The 13,615-nt window shown below is 56.2% G+C and carries 9 protein-coding genes; 6 read left to right on the plus strand and 3 right to left on the minus strand.

The annotated features are described in order from the left end of the window. The first annotated feature begins 27 nt into the window (after positions 1-27). From P8935_RS17320 to P8935_RS17330, 3 genes are read left to right on the plus strand one after another with little or no spacing between them, the layout of a single operon-like run. On the plus strand, positions 28-420 hold the full coding sequence (locus P8935_RS17320) for a four helix bundle protein (protein ID WP_348261552.1): 393 nt from the start codon (positions 28-30) through the stop codon (positions 418-420). Positions 421-425: 5 nt separating this feature from the next. After that, positions 426-1,232: a hypothetical protein gene (locus tag P8935_RS17325; RefSeq protein ID WP_348261553.1), complete on the plus strand. Its 807-nt coding sequence runs from the start codon at positions 426-428 to the stop codon at positions 1,230-1,232. Then, complete coding sequence (locus P8935_RS17330; RefSeq protein WP_348261554.1) at positions 1,232-2,257, plus strand: hypothetical protein; 1,026 nt, start codon at positions 1,232-1,234, stop codon at positions 2,255-2,257. Before P8935_RS17325 ends, P8935_RS17330 begins: the two co-directional genes overlap by 1 nt. 267 nt (positions 2,258-2,524) lie before the next feature. On the opposite strand, the gene P8935_RS17335 is transcribed toward P8935_RS17330, so the two are convergent. The 3 genes from P8935_RS17335 to P8935_RS17345 form a co-directional block, all read right to left on the minus strand. Further along, entirely contained in the window at positions 2,525-4,627 is a 2,103-nt protein-coding gene (locus P8935_RS17335) for a beta-galactosidase (RefSeq protein WP_348261555.1), read from the minus strand. Positions 4,628-4,639: 12 nt separating this feature from the next. After that, positions 4,640-6,286, minus strand: coding sequence for a beta-xylosidase (locus tag P8935_RS17340; protein ID WP_348261556.1), 1,647 nt, complete (start codon positions 6,284-6,286; stop codon positions 4,640-4,642). Between the two features lie 78 nt (positions 6,287-6,364). After that, complete coding sequence (locus P8935_RS17345) at positions 6,365-7,579, minus strand: alpha/beta hydrolase-fold protein (protein WP_348265352.1); 1,215 nt, start codon at positions 7,577-7,579, stop codon at positions 6,365-6,367. Between the two features lie 347 nt (positions 7,580-7,926). Between P8935_RS17345 and P8935_RS17350 the strand changes: the two genes are divergently transcribed. From P8935_RS17350 to P8935_RS17360, 3 genes are read left to right on the plus strand one after another with little or no spacing between them, the layout of a single operon-like run. Continuing rightward, the gene (locus P8935_RS17350) at positions 7,927-10,050 is read left to right on the plus strand and encodes an alpha-N-arabinofuranosidase (protein WP_348261557.1); all 2,124 of its coding nucleotides are present in this window, start codon (positions 7,927-7,929) and stop codon (positions 10,048-10,050) included. Between the two features lie 25 nt (positions 10,051-10,075). Further along, positions 10,076-11,176, plus strand: coding sequence for an alpha/beta fold hydrolase (locus P8935_RS17355; RefSeq protein ID WP_348261558.1), 1,101 nt, complete (start codon positions 10,076-10,078; stop codon positions 11,174-11,176). Between the two features lie 37 nt (positions 11,177-11,213). Next, positions 11,214-13,589 (plus strand): TIM-barrel domain-containing protein, encoded by a 2,376-nt coding sequence (locus P8935_RS17360; protein ID WP_348261559.1) that lies wholly within the window; start codon positions 11,214-11,216, stop codon positions 13,587-13,589. Positions 13,590-13,615 lie beyond the last annotated feature (26 nt).

The following is a 13,615-nucleotide window of genomic DNA, read 5'->3' on the forward strand; positions in this document are numbered from 1 at the left end:
AAGCGAACAAGGGTTGGTGGCAACTAGATGGCACAGGACTATCGAAATCTTGTTGTGTGGCAGAAGGCGATCGAGCTTACGGTTTGTACATACAAGCTCACACAATCTTTGCCAAAAGATGAAATATATGGATTGAGTTCTCAAATGCGCAGAGCTAGCGTCTCGATCGCAAGCAATATTGCAGAAGGACGCGGCAGGCTGAATCCGCGCGAGTTTCGTCAATTTCTAGGATTGGCACAAGGTTCGACCTACGAGTTACAAACTCAGCTCGTTGTAGTGAACAGGTTGCGTTTGACGAAGTCCGAAGACTTGGAGGAAGCCACGGTACTCCTTGAAGAGATATCCAAAATGCTTCATTCCTTCATACACACCCTCAACTCCGCGGCCAACCGAAAAGAGCCGCTAAAAGCTAGGAGCTAGAAGCTATGGAGCTACACATTGTAGTGTGCGCGGGGATTGTACCGGACCCGTTGCAGACGCTGGAGCCAGTGATGGGGCCGAAGGGGCCTGCGCTTAAGAACGAGATGATGCTGCCGGCGGTGCTCGATCCGTGGGCGGCAAGCTCGCTTTACGAAGCGGCTAGCCTGGCGGCGAAGAATCCCGGCAGCAAGGTATGGCTGGTTTCTCTCGGGCCGAAAGCGAAGCTGCAGCAGGTGATGATGACGGTCGCGCAGAAAGTGAGTTTCGAACTTGTCGCTATCGATGCGCCTGTAAGCGGATTTGTGGATGCCCAGGCCACCGCGGCAGTGCTGGCAGAGGCGATTAATGGCCTTGCGGGATTAGAAAAAGCGAAGCTGCTGCTGTTTGGCGGGTGGGAATCGGCTACGCGCGGTGCGGGCGTGACGATGCAGATCGTGGGCGAGCTGCTGGGTATCAGCGATCAGTTTATGGGTGTAGATCAGATCGAGTTTCTTGACGATGGTTCGTTTGAAGTGCTGGAGCGCGTAGAAGGTGGCAAACACCAAGTGTCAGTGTGCGCTGGGGCGCCAGCGCTGTTTGGCTGGGCTACCGGGAATCTTGCGGAACCTCGGAACAACCCGCAGATCGGCATGGCGAATATGCGGACGGTGATGCCGGCGCTGCAAAAGGCGAAGGCGGTTTCCGTTGCTGAGAACGATCTGCAATATGTATCTGCGAGTTTGCCAAAGCAGCAGAGGCAGACGCGCGTGGTGAAGGATATGGCGGTGGACGCCATCGCACGGGAACTGGTGGAGTGGGTGGGAGCAAAGTGATGGCAGAGACGATTCTGGTTTTAACGCATGCGGATGAAACGGGCTCTGTCTTGACAACTGCTTCGCTGGAAGCCGTGAGTGCGGGCAAGGAATTGGCGGCGTGGCTTGATGCTTCCTTGACGATTGGTGTTGTTGCGGCTGAAGCAAGCTCTGCGGCGCGCTCGTTGGCTGGAGTTGGCGCGCGCATTTTCGGCGTATCGGGTGAGGCGTTTGCACAGGCACGCTATGCGAGCGATGCAGCGGCGTGCGAAGCATTGTGCAAAGCTGCCGCCGCAACCATCGTGCTGACGACGGGAAGTTCGCGATTTGCACGGGTGGCGGCCGGGGTGGCGCTTCGCCTGGGTGGATGTGTAGACACGCACGTCACTTCGATTCGCTGCGAAAACGGCGTTGAGGTATCGCGCTGGTTTTATCGTCAGCGCATCGAGGCGGTGATTACTCGCGCGAAGCGGCCATGGATTCTTCTGCTCGATGCTGGAACGTATGCACCTTTTGAAGGTGGCGTAGAGGACGTGAAGGTAGAGCAAGTCGCAGTTGCATTGCCGGCGATGCGCACTACGGTAATTGGCATGCGGTCTCCGGAGCTAAGTGCGCAGACGATCCGACCGGAGGCAAAGATGCTTTTCGTTGCTGGCGCAGGATGGACCAAAAAGCAGTCCGACGGGCAGGTGCATGCAGGCGAGGCCGGCGAGTTGATTTTGAATTTTCTGAGCAACACAGGTGCTTCTCTGGGCAGTTCGAAGTCGCTTGTTGACCAAGGCGGCGACGGGCAGCCCGTACTTCCCTTCCTTACGCATATGAACCAGGTGGGGCAGACGGGATCGACACCACGGCATGCCAAGGGCTTGTCGACGTGCTGTCATGGCGAAGAGCCGCACGTTGTTGGATGGCGATTCATCGGGGATCGCAGAGCTATTTCGCTGGACCCGAACTGCGGGTGGGCGCGCGGCAAGGCAGACGTGGTGTATGTTGCCGATGCTTTCAAGGTGATGGCACGGGTGAATGAGTTGCTGGCCGGACATTGACAGCGAGTTGCTGTTTACGTTCGTAGCCTGCGCACCGAAGCACACTGTCCGAAAAGCGCCCATCGAAAGTTGATTAGCAGCAAAGTGTCGTTCGGTCCCAATCAAGTTGGCGAGAAGGCGACTTATCGTCCAAATAACTCTTCTTTAGTGTCAGCGTGCATGAATGTATTGCGATGAAAAAGTTTATTCAGCGCTGAAAGTGTCGCGCTCAGATTCTCGGTTTTCTGAACTGAGATCCGCGCCACAATAAGCATTGCTCGCCGTTCTTCATTGGACGAGATCGGATTGCAGCGGACCCAAGACTATAGTGCCTTCATAGATCCGATTGGTCTGGATGCTTCGCTTGCTCCCCTTGATGTCTACGATCTTGTTTTCTTCAGTTGTGTTTACGTACAGAGTGCGACCCTCTACTACGCGGGCGTAAACGCCTTCCGGAGTCGAAGGGCCCGCTTGAATGCCGGAAAGCTGAAGTACGCGTTCGAGGACGGGGCCGATTGTCGAACGGTTCGCCTCAGTCGCCAGGTAGAGAGCATTGCCTTTACCGAATTTGTTAAGTGTAAGTGCGGGTGAATGATCTGTGATGTTCGTGAATCGAGCAAGCACAGTTGCCGTTGAAGGCTCGAGAACTTCGAAGCGATGCACATTGGTGTCTATCGCCTTGCCATCCAGCTCGAATTTCAATGCCGGAGAGTCGTAGAACGCGTTGGTCTTCAGTCCAAACACGTCGCTCAATCGCCCGGGCAGCGGAGTGTCAAACCATTGCCCGTGCTCATCCACTTTGGCTGAGAGTGCCGTCATCAATACTGTGCCTCCATTGCTCACGTAATCCCGGAGCGCTGATGCGGTCGCCTCATCCATCACGTAATCGGCTGGCACTACGACCAGTTTGTAGGGTGCAAGAATCTCGTGCCCGATGTTGATGATAGCGGTGTCGAGGTTGGCGCGAAAAAACGGTTCAAAAGCGCCCTGCACCTGTTCGGCGTAGGGAGGCTTGAAGTATTGCAGCGTTGTATTGGAAGGACCATTGGGATGGGAGTCGATGAAGGAATCGAATGAATAGGCGATGGCCACTTCGGGATGCGTGTAGCGGGGGAAACCGTATTTCTCGAGTTGCTTGAACTCCGCAGAGATGCGTGCGAACTCATCCACTTTCCATGAAGGAGTTCCATCGTGATTTACCAACCCGAAGAGCGCTTGCTCCTCTCCTCCTTGATGACTGTTGAAGGTCCAGGCAAGGGTCCCTTGAGCTCCTATTATGAGTCCCAGGTAGGCGTACATGCGGCTGCGGCCCGGTGTTCCGTAGAATCCACCGCCACCTGCAGTGAACTCGTTAAACCATATCGGTGTCAGCAATGCTCCTTTCGTCATCAATGCGCCGAATGAACCGCTGATGGGATCACCGGGGTAGAAACCTTCAGCTCCGTATGAGACATAGGCCTTGTACGTTGAAAGGTAGTCAAAGCCGCGACGCGACGCCGTGTCCCAGAGATTCGAAATTGATGGAATCTCTGGCATTTCTCTCTGACGAATCGCGTCCAGTTCTTTCAAGCGAGCCACGGTTACATCCGACCAATAGCGATGCAGGTCAAGGTATCGCTCCGATGGTCCGGGACCGTTTGCGAGCGGGAGATCGACATCTTCAAAGCTGTTCAGCCGGCGCGACCATCTCTGTGTTGCCCACGCCTTGTTCAGTGCGTCAATGGTTCCGTACTTCTGCTTGAGCCATGTAATGAAGCGTTGCCGGTCAGCCTCCGAATACGACATGAAGCCGTTTCCGATTTCGTTGTCATAGCCGATGGCAATCACCGCGGGATGATGCGCATAGCGCTTCATCAACGCGTCAGCCATGGCGCCAACCTCGCGAATGTAGTCGGGGTCGCTGATGTTGTCCATGTAACGCTCTGCGGGAGGAAGACGTGTGCCATCTTGCGCAACGATATCAACGCCCGGGTACGCGCGATGGAGCCAGATGGGCGCGGGCAGACCCGGGATGTCCAGAATTACTTGGATTCCGGCGGCATGCATCTTGTCCATGATGCTGTCGAACCATTCAAAGGTGAACTTACCCCGCGATGGCTCGAAGGAATCCCACGACAGATCGCCCATCCGCACGACGTTGAAGCCGGCGTGCTTCATGATGGCAATGTCCTGGTCGATTTGCTCCGGAGACCGGTCAACGGGTTGATAACACGTGCCCACAAAAAGTTGCCCCGGACCGGGCCAGGTCGGATGAGCCGAAGTATTCTGTGCGCTTGCTGCGAGGCTTGAGAGCCCCAGACTGACGACAGTAAGAAACAGAAGAGCGAGAAACCAGACTCGCCTTTCGCAGTAGCTTGCCTTGCGGATCCTTTTGTTCCTAGAAAGTGACATGCAGAACATCAATCATTTGCCTTTCTCGCTGCGAGCCAGCTTCACAAGAACGATGTCGTTACTGTTCATCGGAAATGTTATTTCGACATTGCCGCTGGTATCGCTTCGCACGACCTTATCCGTCTCAGGAAGATCCTGCGTGAGTTCGCTCAGATGCGCGATCTGCGCTTCAGTCAGCTCATTGGGAGAACCGAGTTCGATGTAAGCGGTGTAGGCATCATTGGCATGAAACCCCGTGCGATGCACTTCAAGGTGATAGGTGGAATTTGCGGCGAGGTGCGTCAGATGCAGATTTACAGGCGCGACAGGATGCGAAGGAATCACCTTCGTATAAAACGAGCGATTGCTGACTTTCTGGTCCGGCTGTTCGAAGTTCCAGATCACAGCAGCCACGTTTCCATCCTTTGCGGACAGCATCGCCTGCGGGTCGTTGGTTGCCAGACTGTCACCCAGGAGCGCATGCAGGTATTTGTAAGCGAAGTAGGCCGGCTTACGAATTCCCTGAGGGTTCAACAATCCGAATCCACCCTGAAAAGGGGCTGTCGGCGGCCCGGGCTCCTCGAAGAGGTCGGTGAAGGTCCAGTAGCTCATTCCCTGCAGCAACCCCTGGCTTGCTTTGAGTTTGGTGAGGATGTAGGGCGCGCTGATGTAAGAGTCGTGAACGGAATCGCGTGGCGTGTAGCTGGTACTCCACTCGGTGAAATAGAGCGGAAGAGCAGGAAAAGCTGATGCGGAGATTTGCTCGCGAACGTGCCGTACATCACCGATGATTGCGTCTTGAGAAGGATCGAGTTTCGTGTCGCTCTTTCCGTTCTCGTCAAGAAATCCACCTTGCACGCCGTAAGTATGAGTGGTCACGAAATCGACCGGAGCGCCGCTCTGCCTAACGTGCGCAAGAAATTCCGGCACCCATGCCGCACCGGCCGTGCTGGGCCCTCCGACGCGCAACCTGGGGTCGACGTTTTTGATCGTCTTCGAGGTCAAATCGTAAAGTTCGAAGTATGCCTTCTGGTCGCCGCCTTCCCAGAAGCCGGACAGGTTCGGCTCGTTCCACACTTCGAAGTACCAACTGCGGACTTCGTCCTTTCCGTAGCGCTCTTCAAGGTGCCGGACGAAGGCATTTACCAGATCGCGCCAGCCATCCGGCTTTGGATGCGATGTGTTCCCGTGCCAGTAGAAGATGCTGTTCTGCGAGGTCGCCAGCGCTTTCGGAGTAAAGCCGAGCTCGACAAACGGCCTGATATTTCGCGCCAGCAGATCATCGTAGAGCTGGTCGACCTTCGTCCAGTCATACACGGTCTTGCCGTTTTCGATACGCACAGTTCCCAGGACATCATGGAAGATGGCGTGAAATCGTATGTAGCGAAAACCAAGCTCGTCGGTCACGAGCTTGAGCTGCGCCTGGCTGTCATCGCGAATCAACGTTCCGGGATAATCGGAGCCAACCGAAAGATCAAAAAAGCGATCGACGGGACCGCGCGCATCTTTCACGCTGACGACGATCTCGCGTGAGGATCCGGGACTTACCTGAGCGGAGACATATGGAATCGAGGAGACTGCTAGAGCACTGAAGGCGACGATGAAAAGCCGCTGCGTGAAGGAATTACACATAGTGTTGTATATCCCGGAGAAAAGGTTTCGAGTGGTTGAGCTGATCATAGCCCGGGCTTCGGTAGAACTCCGCATATGCGGCTCCGTCCTGCGACACATGCCATGCGCATAGGGAGCCCGGGCACTCTACTTCTGCTGAGCAGCAATCGGTTGATGAACGACAGGTTGGAACAGTCGCGGTGCGAAATCTTTCAAGTCGCGACGCCAGGTCTGCCATTCGTGATCGGTGCCGGGTGACTCGTAAAAGACGTGCTTCACACCTCCCGCGTCAAGCGAAGTGTGCAGGCTCTCCAATCCAGACTTCATGCGTTCGGGCTCATTCGTGCCTACGCCAATCCACAGCAGATGAACGCGCTTTGCGAATTCGGATGGATCGGCCAGGGCTCCGTTGTACGCGGTCTTGACGTCGAATTTGGTACCCGTCAGAAAAGGATTTCCCGCGCCGCTGAACCCACCGATGTAAGAGAACAGATCGAGATGATTGAAGGTCACCTGGAACGTTTCCATTCCGCCCATGGACAGTCCGGCCATGGCGCGGTGATCGCGATCGGCAATCGTGCGAAATGCCTTATCGACAAAAGGGATCAGCACCTGGGTCATGTCGTCTTCGAAAGCGCCCATCCGCTCCTGCATTACTTTCAGGAACTCAGGCGAGCCGAACGGCTTTCCTGTGAGATCAGGAACGACGTAGCCGACACGACTGGCATATCCGTTCGCCATGACGATGATCATAGGCTTTACACTTCGGCCGGCGATCAGGTTGTCGAGTATGAAATTCGCTTTGCCTTGCCGGATCCATCCTGATTCGTCCTCACCACCGCCGTGTTGCAGATAAAGTACCGGGTAGCGAGTCTTCGCGGTGTCATAGTCCGGCGGTAGGTATGCGAGGGCATGCCGCCACGTGCCCGTCACGCTGGAGTGATACCAGACCTCACGAACCTGCCCGTGCGGAACATTCTGAGGCAAGTAGTAATCTGCTCCGGCCTCAGGCACTTCGACCGCGCTCGCCCATTTGCTACCTCCGAAATAGGCGGTACTGCCGGGATCACTCACCTCAGCGCCATCCACGATGATCGTGTAGTAATGAAGCCCGGGAGCCATCGGTGGGGTTGTGAGGGTCCAGAAGCCGTCGGGCTGCTTCTCCATGTCAACCTTGGGACCGCTCCAGAAATTGAGCTTCACCTTCGCGGCGTCGGGCGCTTTAAACCGAATCTGCACGCGCGAGTTGCCGTCGACCTTCGGATACTGCGCATCCAAAACATTCGATGTGGCGGGCTTGAAATTGCCCTGGTCCTGCGCGAAGCAGAAGCTCGCGGTCAGCAGCATTGCAAATGCAATCACTTTCAAAATGCACCTCCTAGCGGACAGGTTTGAGAGCGAGGGCCGGCTTGGCACGGGGCAGATCAGCTCTCTCGGCCATGCGCATAGTAAACGATTACTGCTCAGAAATAAAGCGATTTATTGGACTTGTTCGTATTGGTCTGCTCTGTGTATATTCGAGGGTTCCGGAGCGGGAAGCTTTCGCTCACGGTAGCGTCTCGATCAGTAACCGTCATCACGATTGAGCCGTAATCGCGAAACTCACTCGGCAAGTGCCCTTGACGATGTTGCAGTTAATTCGAAATTCAACGACGGACCGCCTCCGGTTGTACGCACATTTGCTCCATCCATGATTGGGAGAAATGACTATGCCCCTGAAGATCGTCGCGAAAACTCTTACCCCAGGGCCAGCAGTGTGTCTCTTACTGCTACTTTCGCTTCCCTTCGCCCTTTCATCCCAGACTCGGATTGTCAACGCCACGATCGATACCTCGAAGACTGGCGCTCCTATCTCGAAAAATATCTACGGCCAGTTTCTTGAGCACGGCGGCGACATCGTGAACACTGGCGTCTGGTCTGAGATGCTAGTCGATCGCAAGTTCTTCTATCCCGTCGCCAGTACCGCACCTACGCCGCCTCCGGTGACAGGTGGTGCTGGCGGCAATCCGCGCTTTCGGCGCGTTCCTACGCGCTGGTGGTCTCCAATCGGCGGTGGTGACGTGGTCACCATGGACTCCATGGATGCCTACACTGGTGATCATTCGCCGTTAGTCAAACTCGATGCCAAAGATCCTCATGGTGTGAGCCAATCCGGAATCGCCGTTCGTAAAGGAATGGCCTACACAGGGCGGATCGTTCTCGCCGGCTCTCCCGGCGCGGTGGTGAAGGTGACGATCATCTGGGGCAAGGAACCCGCTGACCGCCAGACCGTCACCATCGACAGGCTCGGCGCCGCGTACCGCAAATTCCCATTGCGTTATACAGCGAGAACAGACACTGACGAAGCCACTCTTGAGATCACCGGCACAGGCTCGGGCTCCTTTCACGTTGGCGCGGTCTCGCTGATGCCCGCAGACAATATTGAAGGCTTCCGTCCGGAGGTGGTCGCTGCGCTCAAGCAATTGCGCTTCGGCGTCCTCCGCTTTCCGGGAGGCAACTTTGTCTCCGCATATGAATGGCGCAATGGCGTAGGTGACATCGATAAGCGGCCGCCTATCTTCGATCCTGTCTGGCACGCCGTGCAGCCCAACGACGTGGGCACGGACGAGTTTCTCACGCTATGCCGTCTCCTCGGCGTTGATCCTTATATCACCGTCAATGCAGGGTTCGGCGACGCGTGGTCGGCGCGCGAGCTAGTCGAATACACCAACGGTGCCGCAACAACGCCCCTGGGAAGATGGCGAGCCGCGAATGGCCACCCTGCTCCATATCACGTGCAGTGGTGGGGAGTTGGTAACGAGCCATGGGGCGACTACCAGATGGGCTCGATGTCGCTTCCGCAATTTGAGTTGAAGCACAATCTCTTCGCGAAAGAGATGAAGAAGATCGATCCATCCATCAAGCTGATCGCTGGCGGAGCGATGCCGGACGTGATGGAAGGAGCCGACCAGGCGAGGCGCATCAACGGCCAGTATGTTCCGGACTATCTTTCCTCGGCTGACTGGACGGGGCAAATGCTGCTGAACTGCCTCGACAACATCGACATGGTCAGCGAGCATTACTACGCATCGGGCACGCAACATACCGACATGAAGCTGCAAAAGAAGGTGCCTATCGAGCCTCCGCTGTCGTTGCTTGAATGGGAACGCGCGCCCGCCGTCCAGGTTCGCGCCAAATATGAGCACTATCAGGAATACCTGAAGCGCATTCCCGCTTTCCGTGCCAAGCCCGTTCCGATTGCAATTGATGAATGGGCTTATTTCGGCGGCAACCGCGACGGATATAAGGTCGTTCCGGCATATGCGTGGGCCTTCCATGAAATGTTCCGCCACTCCGATATCTTCCAGATGGGTGCATTCACCTTCGCAACCGCGATGATGAGCCAGAACCGAACTGAAGCAATCCTCAATCCCACTGGAATGCTGTTCAAGATGTACCGCGATCACTTCGGCACTATCCCCGTCGAGGTAACCGGAGACTCTCCACAGCCGAAGCCAACGTTTCCTGCTGGCGGCGATCAACCCGCGGTCAACCCCGGCAGTAACACGTATCCGCTGGATGTTAGCGCGGCGTTAAGCGACGACCGCAAGACCCTCTCCGTTGCCGTACTCAATCCTTCTGACTCTGCACAGAGCATCAGGATTGCCATCGGTGGAACGAGGCTTGCGAGTGAAGGAAAGGTGTGGCGCATGGCTCCTGACTCCATCGATGCAGCCGTTCAAGTGGACAAGAAGCCTGAGGTTCAAGTGGAGGAAGAGACGCTCGGTGCGCTGCCTACCACCATCACGGTGCGCCCCTTCAGCGTGAACATTTATTCGTATTGGATGCAGTAGTGCAAGTTCTCGAGAGAAGGTTCAGATGAAAATGATGAAACTGTTTCTAGCGTGCGTTGTTGCGATCACACCTGCCGCCCAGTCCTCGGCCCAGGTGCAGACCAACGTTCCCGAAGTTGTCTCTGGCGCAAAGCCAGTGGCAGTGGAGCACATCAAGATCCACGGCACGGCACTTGAAGGCAATCTTGAAGGCGACGCCGTCGATCGGGAGGTCATCGTTTTTCTGCCGCCCAGCTACCAGAAAGACAAAAAACGCCGCTATCCCGTGGTCTACGCGCTCCACGGGTACTCCATCGGCGCGGAGCAGTGGACGCATGAGATTCATGTTCCGCAGACCGTCGAAGGTGCGTTCGCGCTAGGCTCGCAGGAGATGATCGTCGTGCTGCCCGATTCTAAAACCGTGTATAACGGCTCGATGTATTCAAGCTCGGTTACCACCGGCGATTTCGAGAAGTTTATATGGCATGACGTTGTGTCTTACATCGACGCACACTATCGCACCATCCCCGATCGCACCAGCCGTGGTCTTGTCGGCCACTCCATGGGCGGCTATGGTGCGTCGCGCATCGGCATGAAGCATCCAGATGTCTTTGGCGCTCTCTACATCATGAGTCCCTGTTGCATGTCTTCGATGATCGGGGGCGGACCGGGCACCGCCGATCAGATCAAGGAGCGCGCCATCGCGAGCGAGAAGAAGGTGGCCACCGCCAAGTCTCCGGCAGACCTTGCGGCGCAGTCGCCGGGATTCGCTGCCGCGCAGTATGCAACAGCAGCGGCGTGGGCACCCAATCCCAAGAACCCTCCGCTTTACTTCGATCTGCCGACAAAGGATGGCGTTCCGCAGCCGGAGATTGTAGCGAGATACACGGCCAACTCGCCGCTTGCATTCGTCGATCAGTACATCGGCAATCTCAAACAATACCGCGCCATCTCGATGGATGTTGGCGATCAGGACGGATTGCGATTCGATGCTACCAAGCTGCATACCATCCTCGATAACTATGGGATCGCGAACAGCTTTGAGATTTACGCGGGCACGCATGTAAGCGCAGTCGCCGATCGATTCCAGAATCATGTGCTGCCGTTCTTCAGCAAGAACCTCTGCTTCACAGCCGATTGCCGTTAGATGGCAAAATGCCAGCGAAAGAAAGTTGAGATCGAGGATGCTTAGGAAAGCAGGAATTCACCGCATGTGTCGGGATGGATGGGAACTCATTCCTGTCCTGTTTCTCTTCTTCGCTGCCTCGCTGATGGCAAACGCACAAATGCCCGGACAGAATGCGCCGGGGCCTCCACCCGCACAAATCGAGCAGACGAGCCACGGCATCCGCGCCACCGCGGGCAGTGAAGTCTTGGAAGTCGCCGTGTGTGCTGACTCGGTGATTCACGTCGTTGCCACGCCCGGTCGTGCTGCCTCAGGATCGCCGCGCCCCTGGATGCTCGACGAACTGCAAGCCTGTCCCGGAGCGCCATTCACGTTTGCGCAAGACGCGAAAGCGGCCAGTTTGAAGACTTCTCAGCTTGAAGTGATTGTCAATGTCGAACGCGGCAATCTCTCATTTCGCACCATCAGTGGAGAATCGCTGCTGAACGAAGGCAACAGCATCGCGCGAACCTACGAGCCGGTCGAGCTCAATGGAGAACACACCTACCGCGTCACGGACCGCTTTTCTCCCTCTATCACTGAAGCGCTCTATGGGCTGGGCCAGCACCAGAACGGAATGTTCAACTATCGCGGAGCCACCGTTGAGTTGGGTCAAAACAACACTGATGTCGCAATCCCTCTGCTGATTTCGAACAAGGGCTACGGGCTGATGTGGAATACGGCGGCGCTCACTTATTTTGACAATCGATTCCCGCTTGATATGAAGCTGACGTCAATCGCGGGCAAGTCTATCGATTACTACTTTCTCTACGGCCCGGAGATCGACGCCGTTCTTCACGAGTACCGCACCATGACCGGCCACACGCCCATGTTGCCGAAGTGGGCGTATGGCTTTTTTCAATCGAAGGACCGCTACGTATCGCTCGACGAGATTCGCGGGATCGCAGCGCGCTATCGGCAGGAGCATATTCCGCTCGACGCCATGGTGCAGGATTGGTTCTGGTGGAAGACCGAGGGCGATCCAGTCTTCAATTCCAACTATCACGATGTGGCTCAAGATCTCGATGCGCTGCACAAGGAAAACGTGCACGCGATGATCTCTGTCTGGGGACTGCTCGATCCCAGCTCCGAAACCTATAAGCTTCTCGATGCAAAGAACGAACTAGTGACCGACGCGCACGTCTATGACGCCACCAACCGCGAGGCGCGCGACCTCTACTGGCAGCACCTGCCCGGCAAGCTGCTAGCGCAGGGATGGGATGCGTTCTGGCTCGACAGCGCCGAGCCCGAAGAATACTGGCCGCACATGGGCGACGCCATTCTCAGCAGCCGCCAGATCGCGATCGGCAACGGCGCCGAATTCACCAACGTCTTTCCACTCGCGCATACCCTCGGTGTGCAGGATCACTGGAAGGCGCAGAACCCGAGCAAGCGCGTTTTTCTGCTCACGCGTTCCGCATTTCTCGGCCAGCAACGTGTTGGTGCCACTGTCTGGTCGGGAGATGTCTACGGTACTTACTGGGGATTGAATCATCAGGTTCCAGCCGGTCTGAATTTCGCGCTGTCTGGAGCTCCATATTGGACCACTGATATCGGCGGCTATTGGCCTCCGCACGAAGACCCAATCGCCGATCCGGCGTTCCAGGAACTCTACGCTCGCTGGTTCGAGTACGGCACGTTCTGCCCGATCTTTCGCACCCACGGACACCGGCCCCATAACGAGTTGTGGAGCTTCGACAAAGTCGAGCCCATCCTAGTGAGTTACGACAGGCTTCGGTACCGGCTGATGCCGTACATCTATTCGTTGGCCTGGAAGGTGACCAGCGAGGACTACACCATTCAGCGTCCGCTCGTGATGGACTGGCGCGGCGACTCCAACACATGGAACCTCGGCGATCAATTCATGTTTGGCCCTGCCATTATGGTCAATCCTGTGCTCAAAGCCGACGCGGTCAAGCGCAATGTTTATTTGCCGGCAGCTGCCGCATGGTACGACTTCTGGACTGGCAAATCGGTCAAAGGCGGGCAAGAGATCGAAGCCGCTGCGCCGCTCGATCGTATTCCGCTTTTCGTGCGGGCCGGTTCCATTCTTCCTATGGGTCCGCAGATCGAGTACGCCACGCAGGATCCCGCCGGACCCATCGAGCTTCGCATTTATCGTGGCGCCGATGGGAAATTTGACCTTTATGAAGACGGAGGCGATGGATACGAGTACGAGAAGGGCCAACATTCCGTCATCCCCATCCAATGGAACGACCACAATTCGTCACTCACCATCGGCTCGCGGCAAGGCTCTTTCCCCGGAATGATCGAACACCGCAAATTCCGCGTCGTCCTGGTCGCAGCAGGACATGGAACAGGCGTAGATGTGACCAGCACGGCAAACGCGGAGATCAGTTACGAAGGCAACGAAGTTCACGCAACTATCAAGTGATGATGGTGCTGCGCCGGGTTCGTAGA

Origin of the sequence: Telmatobacter sp. DSM 110680, assembly GCF_039994875.1 — a bacterium.
GTDB lineage: Bacteria > Acidobacteriota > Terriglobia > Terriglobales > Acidobacteriaceae > Telmatobacter.